General features: G+C 46.8%; 18 protein-coding genes. 9 read left to right on the top strand and 9 right to left on the bottom strand.

The features are described from left to right. Positions 1-2: 2 nt before the first annotated feature. Positions 3-1700, top strand: coding sequence for a DUF885 family protein (locus F3I09_RS12365; RefSeq protein WP_149695341.1), 1698 nt, complete (start codon positions 3-5; stop codon positions 1698-1700). A gap of 126 nt (positions 1701-1826) precedes the next feature. Here the strand turns inward: F3I09_RS12365 and F3I09_RS12360 are convergent, their stop codons facing one another. Beyond that, positions 1827-2432: an outer membrane beta-barrel protein gene (locus F3I09_RS12360; protein WP_149695340.1), complete on the bottom strand. Its 606-nt coding sequence runs from the start codon at positions 2430-2432 to the stop codon at positions 1827-1829. Positions 2433-2733: 301 nt separating this feature from the next. Between F3I09_RS12360 and rmuC the strand changes: the two genes are divergently transcribed. The 6 genes from rmuC to F3I09_RS12330 all read left to right on the top strand — a co-directional run bounded on the left by rmuC (position 2734) and on the right by F3I09_RS12330 (position 11167). Beyond that, a complete protein-coding gene (gene rmuC / locus F3I09_RS12355) occupies positions 2734-4152 on the top strand; it encodes a DNA recombination protein RmuC (protein ID WP_149695339.1) in 1419 nt (472 codons plus the stop codon). 33 nt (positions 4153-4185) lie between these two features. Continuing rightward, positions 4186-4563, top strand: coding sequence for a CHASE3 domain-containing protein (locus F3I09_RS34390; RefSeq protein ID WP_223233222.1), 378 nt, complete (start codon positions 4186-4188; stop codon positions 4561-4563). Positions 4564-4712: 149 nt separating this feature from the next. After that, complete coding sequence (locus F3I09_RS12345) at positions 4713-5231, top strand: hypothetical protein (RefSeq protein WP_149695338.1); 519 nt, start codon at positions 4713-4715, stop codon at positions 5229-5231. A gap of 52 nt (positions 5232-5283) precedes the next feature. Then, a complete protein-coding gene (locus F3I09_RS12340) occupies positions 5284-6510 on the top strand; it encodes a FecR family protein (RefSeq protein ID WP_149695337.1) in 1227 nt (408 codons plus the stop codon). Positions 6511-6563: 53 nt separating this feature from the next. Further along, the gene (locus tag F3I09_RS12335; protein ID WP_149695336.1) at positions 6564-9803 is read left to right on the top strand and encodes a SusC/RagA family TonB-linked outer membrane protein; all 3240 of its coding nucleotides are present in this window, start codon (positions 6564-6566) and stop codon (positions 9801-9803) included. Positions 9804-9814: 11 nt separating this feature from the next. Then, positions 9815-11167 (top strand): RagB/SusD family nutrient uptake outer membrane protein, encoded by a 1353-nt coding sequence (locus tag F3I09_RS12330; RefSeq protein WP_149695335.1) that lies wholly within the window; start codon positions 9815-9817, stop codon positions 11165-11167. On the opposite strand, the gene F3I09_RS12325 is transcribed toward F3I09_RS12330, so the two are convergent. The 7 genes from F3I09_RS12325 to F3I09_RS12295 form a co-directional block, all read right to left on the bottom strand. Continuing rightward, the gene (locus F3I09_RS12325) at positions 11161-12213 is read right to left on the bottom strand and encodes a hypothetical protein (protein WP_149695334.1); all 1053 of its coding nucleotides are present in this window, start codon (positions 12211-12213) and stop codon (positions 11161-11163) included. The genes F3I09_RS12330 and F3I09_RS12325 overlap by 7 nt on opposite strands. A 58-nt stretch (positions 12214-12271) precedes the next feature. Further along, entirely contained in the window at positions 12272-12490 is a 219-nt protein-coding gene (locus F3I09_RS12320; RefSeq protein WP_149695333.1) for a hypothetical protein, read from the bottom strand. A gap of 84 nt (positions 12491-12574) precedes the next feature. After that, positions 12575-13009: a MauE/DoxX family redox-associated membrane protein gene (locus F3I09_RS12315; RefSeq protein WP_149695332.1), complete on the bottom strand. Its 435-nt coding sequence runs from the start codon at positions 13007-13009 to the stop codon at positions 12575-12577. Between the two features lie 93 nt (positions 13010-13102). Then, complete coding sequence (locus F3I09_RS12310) at positions 13103-13486, bottom strand: hypothetical protein (RefSeq protein WP_149695331.1); 384 nt, start codon at positions 13484-13486, stop codon at positions 13103-13105. 87 nt (positions 13487-13573) lie between these two features. Continuing rightward, entirely contained in the window at positions 13574-14632 is a 1059-nt protein-coding gene (locus tag F3I09_RS12305; protein WP_149695330.1) for a response regulator, read from the bottom strand. A gap of 16 nt (positions 14633-14648) precedes the next feature. Then, a complete protein-coding gene (locus tag F3I09_RS12300) occupies positions 14649-15899 on the bottom strand; it encodes a PAS domain-containing sensor histidine kinase (RefSeq protein ID WP_149695329.1) in 1251 nt (416 codons plus the stop codon). A gap of 113 nt (positions 15900-16012) precedes the next feature. Next, on the bottom strand, positions 16013-16873 hold the full coding sequence (locus tag F3I09_RS12295) for an alpha/beta hydrolase (protein ID WP_149695328.1): 861 nt from the start codon (positions 16871-16873) through the stop codon (positions 16013-16015). A gap of 107 nt (positions 16874-16980) precedes the next feature. Here F3I09_RS12295 and F3I09_RS12290 point away from each other — a divergent pair, with 107 nt between their 5' ends. Both F3I09_RS12290 and F3I09_RS12285 read left to right on the top strand, forming a co-directional pair. Further along, entirely contained in the window at positions 16981-18987 is a 2007-nt protein-coding gene (locus F3I09_RS12290) for a glycoside hydrolase family 19 protein (protein ID WP_149695327.1), read from the top strand. Between the two features lie 97 nt (positions 18988-19084). Further along, a complete protein-coding gene (locus F3I09_RS12285) occupies positions 19085-19471 on the top strand; it encodes a hypothetical protein (protein ID WP_149695326.1) in 387 nt (128 codons plus the stop codon). 158 nt (positions 19472-19629) lie between these two features. On the opposite strand, the gene F3I09_RS12280 is transcribed toward F3I09_RS12285, so the two are convergent. Continuing rightward, the coding region (locus tag F3I09_RS12280; protein ID WP_188133781.1) for a transposase at positions 19630-19823 on the bottom strand (194 nt) is incomplete at its 5' end.

Genomic DNA, 19823 nt, shown 5'->3' with positions numbered 1-19823 from the left:
TTATGAAAAGACTTTTTTACTGCCTGGTAACAGGATGGTGCATGAGCGCTGGTGTCGCCGTTGCACAGGAGAAAGACATCTCAGTACTTTTGTCGCATTACGAAGCTGACAAAGGAAGCCTGATGCGGTTCTACCAGATCGATAATTCGCCGGAAAGAACCGAAAGACTGAAGACATTCAACGCAGATTACCTGCAACAGCTGAATGCTTTCAATTTCGATAAACTGGGCGTGGAAGAGCGGGTGGATTATGTACTGTTCCGGATGAAACTCCAGGAGGCAATACGTGCGTTGGACGAACAGGCAGGCCAGTATAAACAGCTGTCTTCCTGGTTCCCATTGGCCGACAAAATATACGCGGCCGAAAAGCTGAGAAGGAGAGGTACAAAACAGGATGCACAGGCATTGGCGACTACCCTCCGTGATATGTCACTGGCCCTGCAGGATAAAGCAAAACAACTGAACACGGCTACAGGTATCGATATGTACCTGTTACGCAGAGGAGCCGGTATTACCAGAGGATTGCAGGAAGCGATCCATAGCGTGTATGATTTCTATAACGCATACGACCCTCAGTTCTCCTGGTGGGTGCCTGCCCCTTATAAACAACTGGATAGCACACTGAAAGCATATGGCAACGTATGGCAGCAGAAGCTCAAAACATTGCCCGGTGGAAAAGATGATGGTAGTGGTATCGTAGGCTCTCCAATTGGGAGGGAAGAACTGGTACGACAGCTGCAGAATGAGCTGATCCCTTATTCGCCGGAAGAATTAATAGACATCGCCAATAAAGAATTCGCCTTCTGTGACGCAGAAATGCTGAAGGCCAGTGAAGAAATGGGCTTCGGAAAGGATTGGCATAAGGCCCTGGAAAAAGTAAAGAACACTTACGTACCCGCAGGTGAGCAGCCGGATGCGATCATGAAAATATACGATGAGTCCATGGTCTTCCTGAAGACCAAAAACCTGATCACTATTCCGCCACTGGCAGAAGAGACCTGGCGTATGATCATGATGACGCCTGAAAGGCAACTGGTCAATCCCTTCTTTACAGGCGGGGAAGAGCTGAGTATTTCCTATCCCACCAACGATATGGAAGAAGGAGATAAGCTGATGAGCATGCGGGGAAATAACCCTCACTTTTCAAGAGCAACGGTACACCACGAACTGTTTGCCGGCCATGCGCTGGAAGAATTTATGGGCAACCGCTACCGGATCTACCGTAATTTCTGGACGCCTTTCTGGATAGAAGGATGGTCGCTGTACTGGGAAATGCTGTTGTGGGACCTGAAGTTCCCGCAGTCGCCGGAAGACCGTATCGGTATGCTGTTCTGGCGTATGCACCGCTGTGCGCGTATCATCTTTTCGCTGAATTATCACCTGGGTAAATGGACGCCCCAGCAATGTATCGACTTCCTGGTGGACAGGGTAGGGCATGAAAGGGCCAATGCGGCCGGTGAAGTACGTCGCTCATTTAAAGGCGATTATAGCCCCTTATACCAGGTGGCCTATATGATTGGAGGTCTGCAGTTCATGTCGCTGAAAAAAGAACTCGTAGATAGCGGAAAAATGACTTATCAGCAGTTCCATGATGCCGTGATGAAGGAAAACGCGCTGCCGGTGGAAATGGTAAGGGTGATCCTGACCAATAAACTGATCGGAAAGGACTTTAAAGCGAGCTGGCATTTTTACAACCTGTAAATACGCTATCCCCGCAAACCTGACTGAAGGCAGGCAACGGGTAACGGTTATAACGAAAGCGGGCCCACACGTTAGTGCGGGCCCGCTTTCATTATATGGTCTGATCAGAATGATGAAGAAAGTAGTTTATTTGAAAGCTACCCCTATTCCGATTGTTACCTGGTGGGTGTTCCATTCATACTTAGGTGCCGGAATATCGTTGATATTTGACAGTCCTAATGCATAACGGCCAAAGAAACGTACGTTAGCCACATTAATCTGTGCACCGGCAACCGCAGCTACGTCGCTTTTCTTGAACGCATCCCTGTTGGCTTTCAGCAGGTTCTCGTCAATAAAGTACATATAAGTGTACTGAGCACCCAGGTTCAGTGTAATGGCTGGGATCGGTGTGTAACGAACCAGTAAAGGGATCGTAGCAGCACTTATTTTTATCTTGTCCTGTGCTTCAGTATTGTGGTAGGTTACATACTTGTTAGCGAAGTCGGGACCCTTTTTAGCTGAAGTCTGTGTAAAAAGCAATTCCGGCTGGATACCCCATTTCTTGTCTTTAGACAGGTCAAACTCGAAGAAAGCGCCTCCCTGGAATCCCGGTGTGAGGTTTTCTTTTAAACCTTCCCCGGTCAGCTTGGAGAGTAATAACGCTGCCTTCAACCCGTAATGCAGACGCTGTGCATTGGCTGCAGTACCTGTCATAACTGCTAATATCCCTGCCAGTAATAATCCTTTTTTCATAGATACTATTTGACGATTACAGATAATCAAAAATGAATTACGTATGTTGCCACGCAATTCAGGCTAAAAAATTTGCGGGCAAACATACGGAATTCATGCAAGATCATAATTAATATGGCCTTAAAAGTTTATCAGCTCTTAGATATAGTTTCCTTGTCAGGGTTTAACTCCCTGTTGCTCAAACAGGATAGAACCTCCATAATTGTCGACGAAAAGCAGAAAAGTATCTTCTATTGCCGCTGACATAATTCCTTCTTTTTTTATTTTATTATTATTGTTTGGAGTAACATTGTGGTCACATATGGACCATCTTATCGTTATTATCTTCGCATTGATCGCCTGTGCAGCCCTGGCAGCGGTTATAAAGGTTGTCAGCGGGAGCCAACAGTTAAAGACCCGCATCGCCATTCTGGATACACAGTTGTCTTCGGTGAACCAGACAGCCGGAACATTACGGCAGGAGGTACAGGACAAACAATCCGTTATTGATGAACTTAATGCCCGCCTGCAGATATTGCAGGAAGAGAGCATTCGCATAGAAAGCAACGGGGAAGCCCGTTTCCGGGAAATGGAAAACCGCCTGCGCGAGCAGCAGGAATTTATCGACCAGTCCAATGAAAAACTGAAAGATGCTTTTAATGCACTGTCGGCAGAAGCATTGAAGCATAACAATTCTTCTTTTGTGGCGCTGGCCAAATCTACACTGGAAACACAGCTCACAGATGCTAAAGGAGATCTGGAAAAGCGACAGCAGGCCATTGATGCCATGGTAAAACCATTATCCGAAAGCCTGCACCGCTTCGATGAAAATATGCGGCAACTGGAAAGCAATCGCCAGCAGCAATACGGACAGATCAACCAGTTCATCCTGGGCGTACAGCAAAGCACAGAAAAGCTGCAGAAAGAAACCCATAGTCTTGTTAGTGCACTCAAGACCTCTCATATACGGGGCCGTTATGGAGAGATCGCCCTGCGCCGCGTGGTGGAGTTTGCCGGTATGACCGAACATTGTGATTTCAGTGAACAGGTATCGGTGAACGGAGAAGAAGGCGTCCTGCGCCCCGACATGATCATCCGCCTGCCTGAAGGGAAGACCATTGTTGTAGACTCCAAGGTGCCTTTAAGCGCTTATATGCGCGCATTTGAGACAGAAGATGAGGAAGAACGCAAATTGCTCCTGAACCAGCATGCTGCAGCCGTAAAAGATCACCTGAAGAAACTCAGTGCAAAAGCCTACTGGAGCCAGTGGCAGCAATCGCCCGACTATGTCATCCTGTATATGCAGATAGAATCCTCCTTTGGCGCCGCACTACAGGCGGAACCTGCATTGATTGAAGAGGGCATCCGTAACCGCGTGGTATTTGCCACGCCCACTACGCTCATCACCTTACTGCGTACAGTAGGCTTTGTATGGCAGCAGCTGCATGTAGCCGCCAATATCGAAGAGATCAGGAATGCCGGTATTGAGTTGTATAACCGTACCAACGTGCTGATAAGACATTTCACAAACGTAGGTAGCAGTCTCAAAATGGCAGTAAGCCATTATAACGATGCAGTGGCATCTCTCGAAAGCCGCTTTATGCCACAGGCACGGAAATTGTACAATCTTGGTCCTGCACTGAAGCAGACTTTGCCGGAGACAAAACCAGTGGAAACGGGTATACGCAGTTTAGGCGTTCAAACGGAGGAGCTGATGCCCGGAGAAGAAGAGGAACACTAAACTGACCGGGGAGCACGCTGGAGGAATTGTGGGATGAATGTGCCACCAGCCCGGCTATCTGATAAACTGATCAAGGATGAAAGCTACCTTCAAAAGAAATCTGCTGATTGGATTTGGACTATCACTGTACTGCTCGTAGTGAGCTCCGTCGCCTCTTTCTTTAGCATCCGCAATCTTCTGCAAAGCGCCTTCTGGGTAGATCATACCAATGCAGTGATCTACAGGCTTGAAAACACCTTGTCTTTCATGAAAGATGCGGAAACCGGCCAGCGGGGATACCTGCTCACCGGAGATGAAGACTTCCTGGAGCCTTACAGGCGGGAGACTGGGAAAATGCCTGGCCGAAGAGGCGGTAGCCTATGTTGCCAAACCCATTGGCCAGGACGTTTTACCGGCTCTCCTGAAAAATGAATTCCATATGTAATGAACCAAATATTAAGTATCTTTCAGTTGTGAATTAAAGCGTAATATATACGTGTTAACATGTAATTAACGCTTTTACGCTGCGGGAAAACGGATATTTACGTTAACAACTGTTAACGTATCCCAAAACAACTCTTATGCAGCACATGGATGATTCGGCAATGCTGATTGCGCTTAAAGAGGGCGAGATCAAGGCTTATCAGTACTTCTTCATGAAATATTATAAGCCGCTCTGCTTAAAAGCCCGCATGATGCTGAATAACATGGAAGAGGCGGAGCAAATTGTGCGGCATGTTTTTGTGCAGGTTTGGGAAGAGAAGTTATATTTGGAAATAGAACATTCGGTTGGAGGATATTTTTACAGAATGGTACATAACAGTTGTGTCAACATTCTTAAAAGAGGTCAATCCGACAACCGGTTATCTAATGATCCGGGGTTCTTACTGATGCAGCAGGTTGTATTACCTTTACCCGGGTACCTGATGCAATATAAGAGACAGGTGGCGTTGGCGTATAGTGGAGGCATCAGTTTATCATTGTTGTCAGATAAAAGATATCCGCTGGACTTATCATCTATACTGAGAAAAGGCATCAAGGTGTTTAAAAGCAAATGCAAAGCAGCCCTGAAAGCCCTGATGTTTCAGATAAGACTATGAAATGCCAACGAAACCTATAGCCCGTAATGAGTAAGAACTATGTATTTCCCACATGAGTTACAATGAGGAACATATCTTTCAGTTAATACTGGAAAAGTTAAGTGGCGATATCAGCGACGAAGACAACCAGTATCTCGAGCAGGCTGCCCGGGAAGACCCCAACGTGCGCCGTTGTCTCGAAGAACTGGAAGGAGCCCGCGATGTGGCCGGACCCGACTTTATGAATGATCTTCATAATGAAAGGGCCTGGAGCAGCGTATTGTCCCTGTTGCAGGCCGATCAGGAAAAGAAGCCTGCCATGACCCTGGTTACAGCAGATGAAACTCCTGTGGTCAACACGCAGGAAACCTCTTCCGGAAAGCCCCACGCCCGAAACAGGTGGTGGCTGGCTGCCGCAGTAATTCTGCTGATAGCCGCCGGTGGATACTGGCTGCTGGGAGGAAGGTCTGCTTTTATACATGATGATGCCATCGCTAAGAATACCAACGGAATACCCCTATGGGGAGATATGAAGTTATTGCTGGATAATGGCGATACCATCCGCCTGTCCGGTAAGGCAGATGCAGATATCAATACTAAAGCCGCCCTTTTGCACCCCGGGGCCGGCCAGCTTTCTTTTACAACGGGTAAACAACGTAAAGGCTGGAACACACTTTATGTACCCACTGGGAAAGATTATAAAGTAGTGCTATCCGATGGGTCTATAGTCCATTTGAACGCATTTTCCCGTTTGCGCTTTCCTTTTTCATTCGATGGCAAAACCAGGGAAGTGTACCTGGACGGGGAAGCCTATTTTGATATTGCAGCCAATGCCAGCCAGCCTTTCATAGTGCATACGGCTCAAACATCGGTCAGGGTATTGGGTACCTCCTTTAACGTTAATGCTTACTCAGATTCACTGGTGGTAACCTCCCTCGTAGAAGGTAGCGTTATAACCAAAGTGGAAGAGAGTGAAGGGCTGGTCCTGAAACCTGGTATGGAATCCATCTGCCGGAAAGGCTATAGCCAGCAAACCGGTACTTTTGATGAAGCAATTACCCTGGCATGGCGCAAAGGCGAATATGTGTACTATAACAAGCCACTGGGAACCCTGGATGCCATACTTCTCCACTGGTATGGGAAACAACTATTCTTTGAAGATCCGCTATTGGCCAATAAAATGCTCACCGGTGTAATTGAAAGGAACCAACCCGTAACCGACTTCCTGGAAAGCCTTGATAAAACATCCGGTATAACCTATCGTATTACGGATGATAAGATATATCTTAGATCAAAATAAAGTCATATTCGTGTAGAAAGCCAACTATGATCTATATACCATAAATCTAAGGAATGGTAAAGCTTGTTTGTAAGGCGATCAGTATGCTGTTGATCTTGTGCTGCCTGTTGTTCCCGGTTACCCTCGTTGTAGCCCAGGCGACAGCCGACAGCCCACGGGTTACTATTACCGAAAAGAATATCACCCTCAATAATGTATTCAAAAGTATTGCCCGCCAAACAGGCTATTATTTTGTATTTGATAACGCCATTATTGATGGTAAGGAGAAAGTAACCCTTTATTATAAAAACGCCCAATGGGAAGAGATACTGGCCCATGTACTGAAGAACAGGAATATCACCTGGCTGAAACAGGGCAAGAGAATATACCTGCAAATGACTGAAACAGGCAAGTTGCCACAGATTAAAGAAGATACATTGCGGGTAACGATACGGGGACGTATCACCGATAATGACAATCAGCCTGTCCCTGGTGCTACCATCGTTATAAAAGGTACTGCCCGTGGTGTGACTACCAGCAATAACGGCGAGTTCGAGCTGTTTGAGGTAGCCCAGCCGGCATTACTGCGCATTTCATCCCTGGGTTATGCCTCTGTCGATACCACGTTGAATGGTACACGTCTACATGAGGTACGCCTCAAAGAAGCGGTCAACACACTCGATGCAACAGTGGTCATAGGTTATGGCTCCAGTAGCCGCCGTTTGCTGACGGGCGCCGTAAGCAGGATCACCGGAGAGCAGCTGGCAGCGCAGCCAGTGGCTAATGCATTATCCGCACTTCAGGGACAGGTACCCGGCGTACAGGTTACCAGTACCAACGGACTGCCAGGCGCTCAGATTAAATTGTATATCCGGGGAAGGAACTCTATTGCTGCTGGTAATGATCCCCTGTTCATAGTAGATGGTGTGCCGTTTGATATCACCCCCCTTAACAATTCGGAAGACCTCTTTGGCGCAGCAGGGCGTATCAGCCCTTTTAACAGCATCAATCCGGCAGATATAGAAAGTATCGACATCCTGAAAGACGCGGATGCTACGGCCATTTATGGCTCCAGGGGCGCTAATGGTGTGGTACTGATCACTACCAGGAAAGGCAAGCCCGGAAGAGGAAAACTGGACATGAATGTACGGACGGGTATCGGCACCACCGCCGGTAATATGTCCATGCTTGGTATTCATGATTACCTCGCTCTTCGGAGAGAGGCTTTTGCCAACGACGGCGTGCAGCCTACTGCAGCCGGTGCGCCTGACCTTTTGTTGTGGGATACTACACAAAATATAAACTGGTTTAACGAACTGACTGGAGGAACAGCGTCTGTTACAAATGTACAGTCAGGCTTTTCCGGGGGAAATAACTACAACACTTTCCTCGTTGGCGGGAATTTCTACCGGGAAGGTACCGTAATGCCAGCAGATCTGGGATATAACAGGGGCGGCGTTCATGTCAGCCTGCAGCACCATCATCCGGAGCAGCGGCTGGAGGCTAACCTGACGGCCAGCTTTGTGGCCGACCGGAACAAGAGTATTGCCAATGATATTTTCCCCTTTTATAACCTGCCACCCAATTATCCCCTGTATGATTCCGCAGGACGTTTATTCTGGGGCTCATCTTTCGATAATCCCATCGCCTATTTCCGGCAGCAGGCCAACAGCAATACACGGAACATGCTAAGCAACGTGGTGCTACGATATCACTTATTACCGGGACTGCAACTGAAGACAAGTCTGGGACTGGCAGATATCCGCATGAAGCAGTTCTTCTCATTCCCGCAATCATCCCAGCATCCCAATAATGCGCCCACCAGCTTTATACGCACTGCCGAAAACAAGCGGCGGTCCTTTATAGTAGAGCCGCAGGCGGATTATGTGCTGCGCCTGGCCAAGGGAAGTCTGCATACACTGGTGGGTGGTACCTGGCAACAAACCTCAAGAAATGGTTCTTTAGCTACCGGACAAGGATATGCCGATGAATCGGCCATGCATGATCTTAGCGGGGCCGATACCGTCATCCATAAACCGGACAATTATACCCTGTACAGGTATGTTTCCTTCTTCACACGTGTTACCTATGACTGGCAAAGCAAATACCTGTTCAATGTCAGTTACCGGAGAGATGGTTCTTCCCGTTTTGGCCCCGGGCGCCAGTTCGGTGATTTTGGCTCCATAGGCCTCGCCTGGATCTTTACGGAAGAACCCTTTATGAAGAAATTATCCTGGCTGAGTTACGGAAAGCTGAGGGCCAGCGGAGGTATCACCGGCAATGACCAGATAGCCGACTATCAATACATGAAGAATTATGGCAGCAATGGCAACTACGAAGGCAGCAATACCCTGAGGCCTCTGCGTATTGTCAACAACAACTATAGCTGGGAAGAGAACCGCAAAATGGAAGCTGCCATCGAATTAGGCTTTCTGCAGGATCGCCTGTTTTTCTCCGCTGCGAAGTATTGTAACCGTAGCAGCAATCAGCTGGTAGGATATCAGTTACCCGCTATGACAGGTTTTACCAGTTATCAGGCTAACCTGCCTGCGCTGGTAGAGAACACCGGGTGGGAATTTGAACTGCACAGTAAGAATTTCAGTAAAACAGATTTCACCTGGACTACCAGCGCTAATATATCCTTCTTTACCAATAAGCTGAGGACGTTCCAGGACCTGTCCGTTTCATCCTACGCGAATGCCTATGTGCTCGGACAGTCACTGAACATTGTAAGAGGATACCATTTCACCGGAGTAGATCCACAAACAGGACTGGCACAGTTTCAAGATATCAATCATGACGGTCGCCTGTCAAGTCTTAATGACTTTGTGACCATCGCGAACATGGACCCTAAGTTTTATGGCGGTGTCCAGAATGATCTGCAGTATAAGAATGTCAGCCTGGGGTTCTTCTGGCAGTTCATCAAACAGCAGGGAGTAACGGTAGCAGTCAAGCCCGGCGACTTTGCCAACCAACTGACAGAAAGCCTGCAGCGCTGGCGCAAGCCTGGTGATGTAACAGATGTGCCACGTGCTACCGCTACAGCCGGTAGTCTGGCTTATGATCTCAATACCACACTGCTGTTGTCCAACGCGGTTTATGACGATGCTTCCTATGTGCGTTTGAAGAATGTGATGCTGGCTTATGCTATGCCGGCACCTGTGCTGAAGAAATTACACCTGCAATTATGTAAAGTCTATCTGCAGGGACAAAATTTACTGACAATAACAGGATATAAAGGTGCGGATCCGGAAACACAGATTGTTGTACCAACATTAAGAGTAATTACAGGTGGTATTCAGTTAACGCTTTAAGCTGACAGGCAATGCTACATTATCGTAGATATTATTTTATTTTCACGCTGCTGCTGATCACTTCATGTAAAAAGTTGATCACCGTCAATGCGCCGTCTGATGAAATACCGGCAGGATCAGTTTATTCCAGTGATGCGCTGGCAGATGCGGCCGTAGCAGATCTGTATTATTCACTCTCCGGATATTTTGTAAGCAATCTCTTACCCGTTATCAATGGCATGACTGCCGATGAACTGAATACGTTCAACGGTACGCATCTCCGCTATGTAAATAATGCTATCCTGCCTACTGATGCGCCCTTATTATCTTCCTGGAGAGAGATCTATAAAGTGATCTATGGCGCCAACGCTGTACTGGAAGGGCTGGCCACATCCAACGGATTATCTGCCGAAAAGGTGCGGCAATTGAAAGGAGAGGCAGAATTCATGCGTGCATTCTGTTATTACTACCTGGTCAACTGCTGGGGAGAAGTACCGTTGGTAACTACTACAGATGTTAGTCAGACTGCACTTGCACCACGTACAGGAATAGATTCTGTTTACGCACAGATCATTTCCGATCTGGGACATGCCAGCCAGTTATTACCTGTTTCTTATAATGTGGGAGAAAAAGTGAGGGCAAACAGATGGGCCGCTATCGCATTGCTGGCAAGAGTTCATCTGCAAAGGGGCAACTGGGAAGAAGCTGTTGTACAATCTTCCCTGGTGATCAATTCCGGAGCTTATACGCCACTTATCTCACCAGACAGTGTATTTCTGCGTAACAGCCGCCCTGCTATTCTTCAAATCTGGAGAAATGAAGGATATACGTTTTTAGGACAGACATTTCTTCCATCAGAAGGCAGTTTCTCCTTTTACCCTTTTACGGAAGATTTTATGCAGTCGTTCGAGCCTGCTGATAAAAGAAAGGACAGCTGGACAAGATCGTTCACCTACGGAGGTGGGACTTATTACAACTGCTATAAATATAGGAACAGGACGGCTGCAGTAGCAGGAAAAGAAGAATACCTGATGGTATTGCGCATAGAAGAACAATATCTTATCCGTGCGGAGGCACTCGTACATCTGAACAATCCCCGTGATGCCATTGCCGATCTGAATGTATTACGGGCAAGAGCAGGGCTCCCTGCTTTGTCAGATACTACCATAAGAGATTCCTGTCTGCCGCTGGTAGAGCGGGAGAGAAGGATGGAACTGTTTACGGAATGGGGTGACCGTTGGTTCAGCCTGCGCCGTACCGGTCATCTCGATGACGTGATGAAAGCTTTGAAGCCGGGTTGGAAATCAACCGCGGCACTATATCCCATCCCTCAGGAAGAACGGAACAGGAATCCTCATCTTTCGCAGAATAACGGATATCAGTAATGGAGCTTTATGCCGTATATACTATCCGTACAATGTACCAGTAATTTGTCACCATGAACGAATAGCTGATTGATCCTTGCTTTTACAGGGATATCAAGATAGATGCTACCCTTATACCTGTTCGTACGCAGATCGTATTGATCGATCACGCAATGTTCATGAAATAACCTGTCATCATCATTATCAGCTTTCAATTTAGCCTGTACAAACATAACGCCATTGTGTACACAACTGAAACCATTGACCATCTGGTCAGGTCCCTGATTCATATAAACGTTTTTGCTGGCCATAGCAGCAGATATACTGAACCGGGACATAGTAAACGTATCGATAGTAGTACCCTTACTGATCAGGTGCATCGTGCTATCGAAAGTGACATATTTATTGCTGTAGTAATAAAGATAGGTGAACAACCCGGTAGCTCTGTCATAATTCAACGATCCATCTGTGCTCATGCCACCATCGCGGCGTACTGCCGATAGTCCGCTTCCTGTGAGTATGCTATCGCCGTTAAGTGTTACGCGCATAAAGAACTGGTCTTTTTCTTTAAGGTCCAGTTTACGCAGCATGATATGTTGACCATCGCGTAGCACATGGGCCTGCGAAAAGCCACCTGGCGGGAATGTAGCATATGTATCGAAGCTGGTGCGGCCTGTTTTACTGATAGCCGGAATGTTGTACGCATATACAAAGAATGCTCCATTGTTCACTTCAGTAAAAAAGTAACTGCCCATGGAATCTTTTAGTGATTGCCTTAACGCAATCTGAAATGTATCTATGCGGCATCCTGCTTCCATAGAAGCAGAGAATAGGATAGCAGGATCAGTCGTAGAGAAATAGAAGGTATTATCATCGATCCCCGCAATGTCCAGTATCCTGTCATGCGTAGGGATGGCCATATAAGGTTGGAGAGGAGTAGCCTGCAGATATGACCGGCTGAAGCCATTAGATTGCCTGTTTGGTGAAGGTGCAGTATAGACGAGTATAACAATGATTAAGAATGCCGCCAATAACAGCAGGGCAAGGGAATAAATGCGTTTTTTCATAGGACTTGAAGGCATAACAGGAAGCCTTGTGCATAAGGCTTCCCGCTGTAACAGGTAATCATGTTTTTCTGATGATGGTAGCATTACCATCCAGGCTTACTGCACATTGAACATTGTTTGGCCCCGGGCAGTAGAGGACTTTGATCTGGGTAGATGTACCGGTTACAATGGTGTCGTCATTGAGCATCCATTGCGGATCCGCGTTCAGCTTACCAGCAAAGGCACTCCCTGCTGCGCATAGGGCAGCGAAGAACGCTAAAGATAGTGTCTTTTTCATGGTGTGTTTATTAGATGTAATACGTGCCTACTCTGTTCAGAAGGTTTTCGGCTCCCCCTATATTAATGCCGGTTGGTTCAGAACTTAGAGAGTTGATTGTGCAGGTGTCTGTTCCTGTTTGCCCTGCAGCAGTACCCCGATACTTGAAAATATGACAAAGATGATGTTAAAGACAATGTGCGCATTCCATGAAAGATGTTGTAATACACCTCCACAGGAGCACGGAATAAAATAACTAAGCCTCAGCATAGCCATCAGGTAAAAGGTAAAAAGACTGAGCAGAAAGAATGAAAGATAGAATCCGGTCAGTCGTGTGCGCGCAAATAAAAGAAAGCCAGCAATAATTAATTCCCCCACGGGCAACGCCCATACAATTACAGGAGCGTATAGTGTGATAAATGGCGATTGTCCCAATTGCCTTCGGAAGGTATCATAATCCAGCAACTTGCTTATACTGGTATAAACGAAAAGGAACACCAGCAAGGCAGAAAGGATGTCCAACGAAAATTTTCTTGACATAGGATATAACGCGTCTCCAATATAGGATAAATTTCTAAATCATTTAAAGTATTTTATCTGAGTACTTAAAGTATGAAATAATAATGTGGTAACTCATAATATTGATTGAGCGACGGAGGGGAAGTGTTCCTGCAGATAATCACTGAAGAGGGATTTCAGTTTATGCACGTCTGCTTCCATTGTGTTTAGCTTGCCCCAGATGTGCAGTTGATGGGCGCGGATGTTATCGTAGTTGATGCTATTCATATCGGGATCGGCCAGCCAGGCCTGGTGTAGGGCAAGCTCGCTTTTTAGTCCTTCAAAACGTGTATCCAGCTGAAGGAATGCGGTATGAAAATATTCCAGCTTGTCCAGCAGGGAACGATCGAAATTATATTGCAATATATGTGCTAGCTGTATTTTCAGCGCGATATTTTGATTTTCGAGTGCCGCCAGTTGTTTCCTGAATGCAGCTAATTCATTTAGCAGATCTTCCATTACAAAACTATCTTATCTTAAGTAAAGGTAGATAGTCGCCTGTTGGATAAACAGGACCTGCATCATCGCAAAAACTGATTTTTGTCATTAATTCACCAGGTTGGCCAGCTTCTGTTCATTGAGGATGGTGATCACGCCCTGTTTTATCTCCAGTAATTTCTCATCCCGGAAATCGCCCAGTGTACGTATCATAGATTCAGTAGCCGTACCTGCAATGGTGGCAAGGTTTTCCCTGGATATATCGATTGAAAAAGGCTGGTCAGTGACATGATGGTACTTTTTCTTCAGGAAGAGCAGTGCCTCTGCTACTTTCTTGCGCAGGGAGCTGTATGCGAGGTGTAATAACTGCTGCTCTTTTTCGGTGATATTTTTAGCCAGCAGCCTGATAAATTGTTGTGCTACTTCGCGGTTATTATTGATGAGGGTTTCAAAGTCTTCCCTGGGAATAGCGGTCAGTTCACATGCTTCCATTGCTTCTGCATTCTCGTGATAATTGCTGCCCTCAAGTAAGGCTACATACCCCAGGAATTCGCCTGCGCTATAAAGATTCACCGCCAGCTCTTTACCATCATTGTTGACCTTGTATGTTTTAACACGGCCTTTCTCAATAAAATAAAGGCTGGTAGGTCTGTTTCCTTCCTGGTAGATCAGTTGTTTCTTTTTATACTTGTCCGTATTACCCTCTTCCATTAGTTTTTTCAGAGGATTAGTGCCAGTGGCCGTCAGCAGCAGTTGTTGAATTCCTTCCATATCTGCAGATAATACCTGTTTTTTAAGTTCTGATTTTTTTAACCGGCTTTCTACCGCGTTCAGCAGATCAGTACCGCTGAAAGGTTTTGTAATATAATCATCCGCGCCCATTTCCATACCTTTCCGGAAATCGCCGCGTTCACTTTTGGCAGTAAGGAAAATGAAGGGGGTATCTTCCACCTTCGGATTTTTTTGCAGCAAGTGTAGCACACCATACCCATCCAGTACCGGCATCATAATATCACATACGATCAGGTCGGGTATGTGTTCCAACGCCATTTCCACCCCGGTCTTCCCGTTCTCGGCTGTGAGGACCTTATAATTGGCCAGTTCGAGTATCTCGGCAGTATTTTCGCGAATGTCGTCATTATCTTCTATCAGGAGGATCGTTTTCATTATCGTTCTTATTAGATTATGCTTGCAGTAAAGTGACAGTAAAGGTGGTGCCTTCGCCTAGCACACTTTCACAGGTAATGTTCCCGTTCATCAGTTCAGCGTATTTGCTTATAATATGCAGGCCCAGACCTGTTCCCTGGATGTTGCTTACATTGGCGCCCCTGAAAAAACGTTCAAAAAGATGTTGCTGGTCCTCCTGAGAGATACCGATACCGGCGTCTTTCACCTTCAATATTACACTATTTCCCGTATGTTCAGTATTCACCTTTATAACAGTATGTTTTCCAGAGAATTTGATCGCATTACCCAGCAGGTTTAGCAAGATATGCTTCAGCAGGGAAGGGTCAAGATGTACCGAAGTTGGCCCCTGATGCTCATATACGATCTGCTGTCCTTCCTGTACAATATCCTGCAGTTCCTGTATGGTGCCGTTGACATGCATGGCAATATCAAATGAACTGCTGCGCACCTGTACGCCGCCTTCTTCTATTTTTCCGACAGAGAGGAAGTCATTGAGTACTTCCGTGAGTAATGTGACGGAAGAAATGATACGCTGGATATGTTTGCTGCGTTTAGGCTGATCGTTCTCCGTGGTATATTGGTTCACCAGGAAGGCGGAAGACAGGATAGTGCTGAGGGGAGTGCGGAACTCGTGTGACGCCATAGACACGAAACGCGATTTCAGTTCACTCAATTCTTTCTCTTTATCGAGCGCCGCCATCACTTCCTGTTTGGAATGTTCCAGCTGCTCAAGGGCGTTGGTCAGCTGCTGCGTACGTTCACTGATCTTATGTTCCAGCTCATTGTTCAGCTTCTCGATCTTCTCTTCCGCTTTCTTCCTTTCAGTAATATTATTGATATAGGCGATCACAAAAGACCCTTCCTCATGTTTATACTGGCTCAGGCTGATCTCTACGGGAAATTCCGTACCATCCTTCCTGACGGCGAAAAGATCCAGTCCTATGCCCATAGGACGGCTCTGCGGATGATGGTTGTAATGGTTGCGGTGATCCACATGCCGTTCACGGAAACGTTTTGGCAATAGCCGTTCAATGTATTCCCCCACCAGTTCATCCCGTTCGTACCCGAATTGGGTCAGCGCAAAATCATTGATCAATACGATCTGCCCCTGTTGATTGGTCACAAGTATACCAATGCTGGCATAATTGAACAGCGCCTCGAAGCGCTGTAGTTCTTTATTATATTCCTTTTTGTAAACACTGTTACCAGGGAGCATTGTCATCAGCTTATTGAACCACTTCTTCATATTATATACTTACCGTGAAAAGAATATGCGGTAAATATACTTTATAGACTGTAAAATTCCTCTTCAGCAACATACGGTCATATGATGATGGTCATCCCCTGGAATGATAATGCTCATTTTTCCTTTATATTCCTGTCCAGCCATCTGGCTGCCAGCGTTGTCCAGGCCAGTCCGGCCTTGTTACCCGGCCTCAGTCCGTAACCGTGCCCTCCCTTAGGGTACATGTGCAGTTCTACCGGTACTTTGGCGTCTCTGAGGGCGCCAGCTACTACCAGCGCGCTGTTGGCATAAGGATCGTCAGCAGTGGCAAACACAAAGGTAGAGGGTGTGTAAGCGTCTATCTGGAGTTCAGGTGTGATGCTGTGATTAGGACCCTGGTCAAGATAAGCAGGATAGATCAGCAGTGCAAAGTCAGGACGGGCAGAACTGCTGTCGCTGGCGTCAATGGGAGTATAAGTACGCTTATTGTACAGGGTGCTGGCCCGGGCGCTCAGGCTACCGCCGGCAGAGAAACCCAGTACGCCGATCTTTTCCGCCTGCAGCTGCCATTCGGCTGCCCTGCTGCGCACAATGCGGATAGCGCGCTGCACGTCCTGCAAAGCTCCTTCCTGCTTCTGTGGCACGCGGTATTGCAGCACAAAAACTGTAAATCCCTGTTCATTCAGCCAGTGGGCTATTTCATAACCTTCCAGGTTGATGGCAAGGATCTGGTAACCACCACCCGGACATACGATCACCCCGGCGCCATTCGCCTTACCTTTTTCCGGTATAAATACCTGCATCAGCGGGTCGGTTACATCGGTAAGACGGGTTACGCCCTTACTGGTATCCTGCGTGGGAACTGCCGGTTTTTTAGGACCGGTTTCCCCGGGTACTGCTCCCGGCCATAAATGGATAATATCCTTTTCCTGCGTTTGAGCCAAAACCTGCATAGATATTATTGATAAGAGGAGTGTATAAAATAGTTTTTTCATGTCGCGGATCGTTTGGGAAAACAAAATAGTAAAAGAATCAGGAATTCTTATATTTGAAGCGACTCAAAATAATCATCGTACCACTCAAGGTACCAAATCCTCTATCTATGAAAAGAGCACGTTTCATTGTAACCTTCCTGTTATTATGCTGCATGTCGGCAGCACATGCCCAGACGATCGGTGATGTGATCACCAGCGCGGATTGGGATGTAATGTTTCCGCATCGTTACAACCCGGATGACCGGTCGGGTAGCGGTATACCTCCCAGCACTCCCGCCAAGGACTTTTACTCTTATGCGAACTTTACGGAAGCAGTAAGACAAATGTCCAACATCAAGATCATTTCAGAAAGACGTTGTGCTACCAACGCTTACAAGCTGACCCGCGTGGATAAAACCACCGGGGCGTCAGTGGTGATCCGCAAAGATGCCGATTTTGACATCTCTTCCAATGCTATTATCCAGGAGACGATCGACTATGCAACCTTTGCCGGCGAAGGAGATCTGGCCGCCCGTAAAAGGGAACTGATGGCATTCCTGGCCAATATCTCCCAGGAGACTACCGGTGGCTGGCCTACGGCCCCCGGCGGACCATATGCCTGGGGCCTTTATTTCCGCGAAGAAGTGGGATATGAAGGAACCAGCAATATAGGCTACCGTATTGACGATGCCACCTATCCGCCCGCTCCCGGCAAATCCTATCACGGCCGTGGTCCTATACAGCTGAGTTATAACTATAACTACGGTCAGGCAAGTGAATTCATCTTCGGCGATAAGAATGTATTGCTGGCGAATCCAGAGAAAGTGATCCAGGACGGCGTGATCGCTTTTGAAACAGGCATCTGGTTCTGGATGGCCCAGCAATATCCGAAGCCTTCCTGTCATGACGTAATGATCCCAGGCAAATGGACGCCAACGGCATCTCAGACCGCTGCTGGTCTTAAACCGGGTTTTGGCGCTACTGTAAATATCATCAACGGTGGTGTTGAATGTGGCAGCGGTACAGAGAACACCAAGGTACTCGGCCGTATCGGCCACTATCAGCGCTATACCGGCATCAAACAGGTGAGCATGGAACTGAATGGCGGTAATAACGCAGCCAATTGCGGTTGCGCTACAATGCCCCGTTTCGCTATTGACAATACCGAGTGTTCACAAATCACTGCACTGACGTTTACTTCACCGTCCAACGGCATCATGGGTGTAACTTCTTTAGCCCCTGTTACGCTGACAGTATCCAAAAGCGATCCAAGGAATGAGATCACACAGGTATTTATCAAAATAGGCGGATTAAGACTGTCAGGCACCAGCGTACAATGGACGCCCACCGCTTATGGCGCACAGACAGCTACTGCAGTTGGCCTGAGGAATGGTAAGGATTCCATCGTAACTACCATCTCATTTACAATATGGAATACCCAGACCTTTGAAGGATGTGCATCCCTGCCGGCATGGGAGTCTACAAAGATCTATGAAACTGCAGGCAACATCGTAAAGTACAATAACGTGATCTATCGTAACCAGTGGTGGGCTGGCAGCGGCGACGTGCCTGGCACTAATACTACCTGGGCTATAGTAGGTACCTGCAACGGTAACGGTGGCGATGGTGGTGGTACTGGCCAACCCTGTGGAGGTGTGGCTGGCTGGACACCTGGTGGTATCTATGTGGCAGGCAATAAGGTGGCATACGGCAACAAGATCTACCAGGCTAAATGGTGGACACAGGGAGATCAGCCTGACCTCAATACCGGCGATGGCAAACCATGGACATTCGTAAGTAACTGTACTGCTTCTATTACAAGCGTAACTACAGCTGTAGCGCCAGTAGCAGATCATGTCACTATCGCTAACGGATCATTGAAAGCATATCCTAACCCTGTTACAGGCAATACCCTGAGTGTAGCAGTAGACGCAGGTACAGAAAAAGTACTGCTGTCACTGGTGAATACTAAAACAGGCCAGATCGTACTGCAACAGGTGGTTACACCTGCCGGCAAGGGCGCTCAACAGGTACAGCTGGATATCAGTAATGTACCCGCTGGTGTATGGATCTTAAAGGCAGACAAGGGCAGGTTTGGTGTGATCGGCAGCCGGAAGATCGTAAGACTGAAATAAAGTTAATTTTTAAGGGAGCTGTAACCAATGGCATATCTCATGCGTTAATGTTACAGTTCCCTTTCCATAAACAGGGAAGGGGCTTAAATTAATTTTCATGAGAAGATCATTAACCTTTATTTCCCTGGCTGTAATTGTCATGGCCGGATGTAGCAAGAAGAATGCACCTGCGCAGGATTGCGTAAAGTATGAAAAAGTCAACGTCACCAGGATCGATAAAGCATCGTCCGGTACCGATGGCGCTACTACCGTTTATTTTAACGTAAACAATGGCTGCGGACAGTTTCATAAATTCAATGAAAAGAAAAGCGGCAATACACGTACGATCTCTGTAGAAGCAATATATAAAGGCTGTATGTGTACCATGGATATTCCTGAAAGGAAAGCATCCTATAAATTAACAGAAAAGACACCCGGTACTTATTACCTGAAATTTGTTTCCGGAGAAAATGATTACCAGATAGATACAGTAGTTATTAAATAAAAAGAAGGGAAGCCGTCTCAATAATAATTGAGGCGGTTTTTTCTTTTGTATAGCGCTATACACATGGGCATATATGCAGAGCCTTAATTTTATTCAGTAAAAATATATGAAGGGCCTAGGGAGGTGGGAACAAGTTTTTGGGCTCTTTCAGCTCTTTCTCATGCAGTTTTCTTTCTTAAATTGTGAGCCAGAGCCAATAATCCAGCCTCAATTGTCACTTTTTCAATGCCTCGTAGCATAAAACGTTTAAAGTGATGATTGTGCTTGATATTACCAAACACAGGTTCAACATCATAACAACGCTGTTTACGTTTAGCGATTCCTCGGCTGGTCTTTAGGCGCTTATCGGCCT

The organism is Chitinophaga sp. CF418, from assembly GCF_900142925.1.
In the GTDB taxonomy this organism is placed as follows: Bacteria; Bacteroidota; Bacteroidia; order Chitinophagales; family Chitinophagaceae; genus Chitinophaga.
Note: the sequence above shows the minus strand (reverse complement) of the source record. Positions and strands in the feature narration are given on the sequence as shown.

Excerpts from the sequence above, each read along its gene's own strand:
- F3I09_RS12305 (WP_149695330.1), bottom strand. The coding sequence starts at position 14,632 with ATGAAAACGATCCTCCTGATAGAAGATAATGACGACATTCGCGAAAAT.
- F3I09_RS12300 (WP_149695329.1), bottom strand. The coding sequence starts at position 15,899 with ATGAAGAAGTGGTTCAATAAGCTGATGACAATGCTCCCTGGTAACAGT.
- F3I09_RS12335 (WP_149695336.1), top strand. The coding sequence starts at position 6,564 with ATGGTAAAGCTTGTTTGTAAGGCGATCAGTATGCTGTTGATCTTGTGC.
- F3I09_RS12360 (WP_149695340.1), bottom strand. The coding sequence starts at position 2,432 with ATGAAAAAAGGATTATTACTGGCAGGGATATTAGCAGTTATGACAGGT.
- F3I09_RS12310 (WP_149695331.1), bottom strand. The coding sequence starts at position 13,486 with ATGGAAGATCTGCTAAATGAATTAGCTGCATTCAGGAAACAACTGGCG.
- F3I09_RS12325 (WP_149695334.1), bottom strand. The coding sequence starts at position 12,213 with ATGAAAAAACGCATTTATTCCCTTGCCCTGCTGTTATTGGCGGCATTC.
- F3I09_RS12315 (WP_149695332.1), bottom strand. The coding sequence starts at position 13,009 with ATGTCAAGAAAATTTTCGTTGGACATCCTTTCTGCCTTGCTGGTGTTC.
- F3I09_RS12365 (WP_149695341.1), top strand. The coding sequence starts at position 3 with ATGAAAAGACTTTTTTACTGCCTGGTAACAGGATGGTGCATGAGCGCT.
- F3I09_RS12285 (WP_149695326.1), top strand. The coding sequence starts at position 19,085 with ATGAGAAGATCATTAACCTTTATTTCCCTGGCTGTAATTGTCATGGCC.
- F3I09_RS12330 (WP_149695335.1), top strand. The coding sequence starts at position 9,815 with ATGCTACATTATCGTAGATATTATTTTATTTTCACGCTGCTGCTGATC.
- F3I09_RS12340 (WP_149695337.1), top strand. The coding sequence starts at position 5,284 with ATGAGTTACAATGAGGAACATATCTTTCAGTTAATACTGGAAAAGTTA.
- F3I09_RS12320 (WP_149695333.1), bottom strand. The coding sequence starts at position 12,490 with ATGAAAAAGACACTATCTTTAGCGTTCTTCGCTGCCCTATGCGCAGCA.
- F3I09_RS34390 (WP_223233222.1), top strand. The coding sequence starts at position 4,186 with ATGAATGTGCCACCAGCCCGGCTATCTGATAAACTGATCAAGGATGAA.
- F3I09_RS12345 (WP_149695338.1), top strand. The coding sequence starts at position 4,713 with ATGCAGCACATGGATGATTCGGCAATGCTGATTGCGCTTAAAGAGGGC.
- F3I09_RS12290 (WP_149695327.1), top strand. The coding sequence starts at position 16,981 with ATGAAAAGAGCACGTTTCATTGTAACCTTCCTGTTATTATGCTGCATG.
- F3I09_RS12295 (WP_149695328.1), bottom strand. The coding sequence starts at position 16,873 with ATGAAAAAACTATTTTATACACTCCTCTTATCAATAATATCTATGCAG.
- rmuC (WP_149695339.1), top strand. The coding sequence starts at position 2,734 with ATGGACCATCTTATCGTTATTATCTTCGCATTGATCGCCTGTGCAGCC.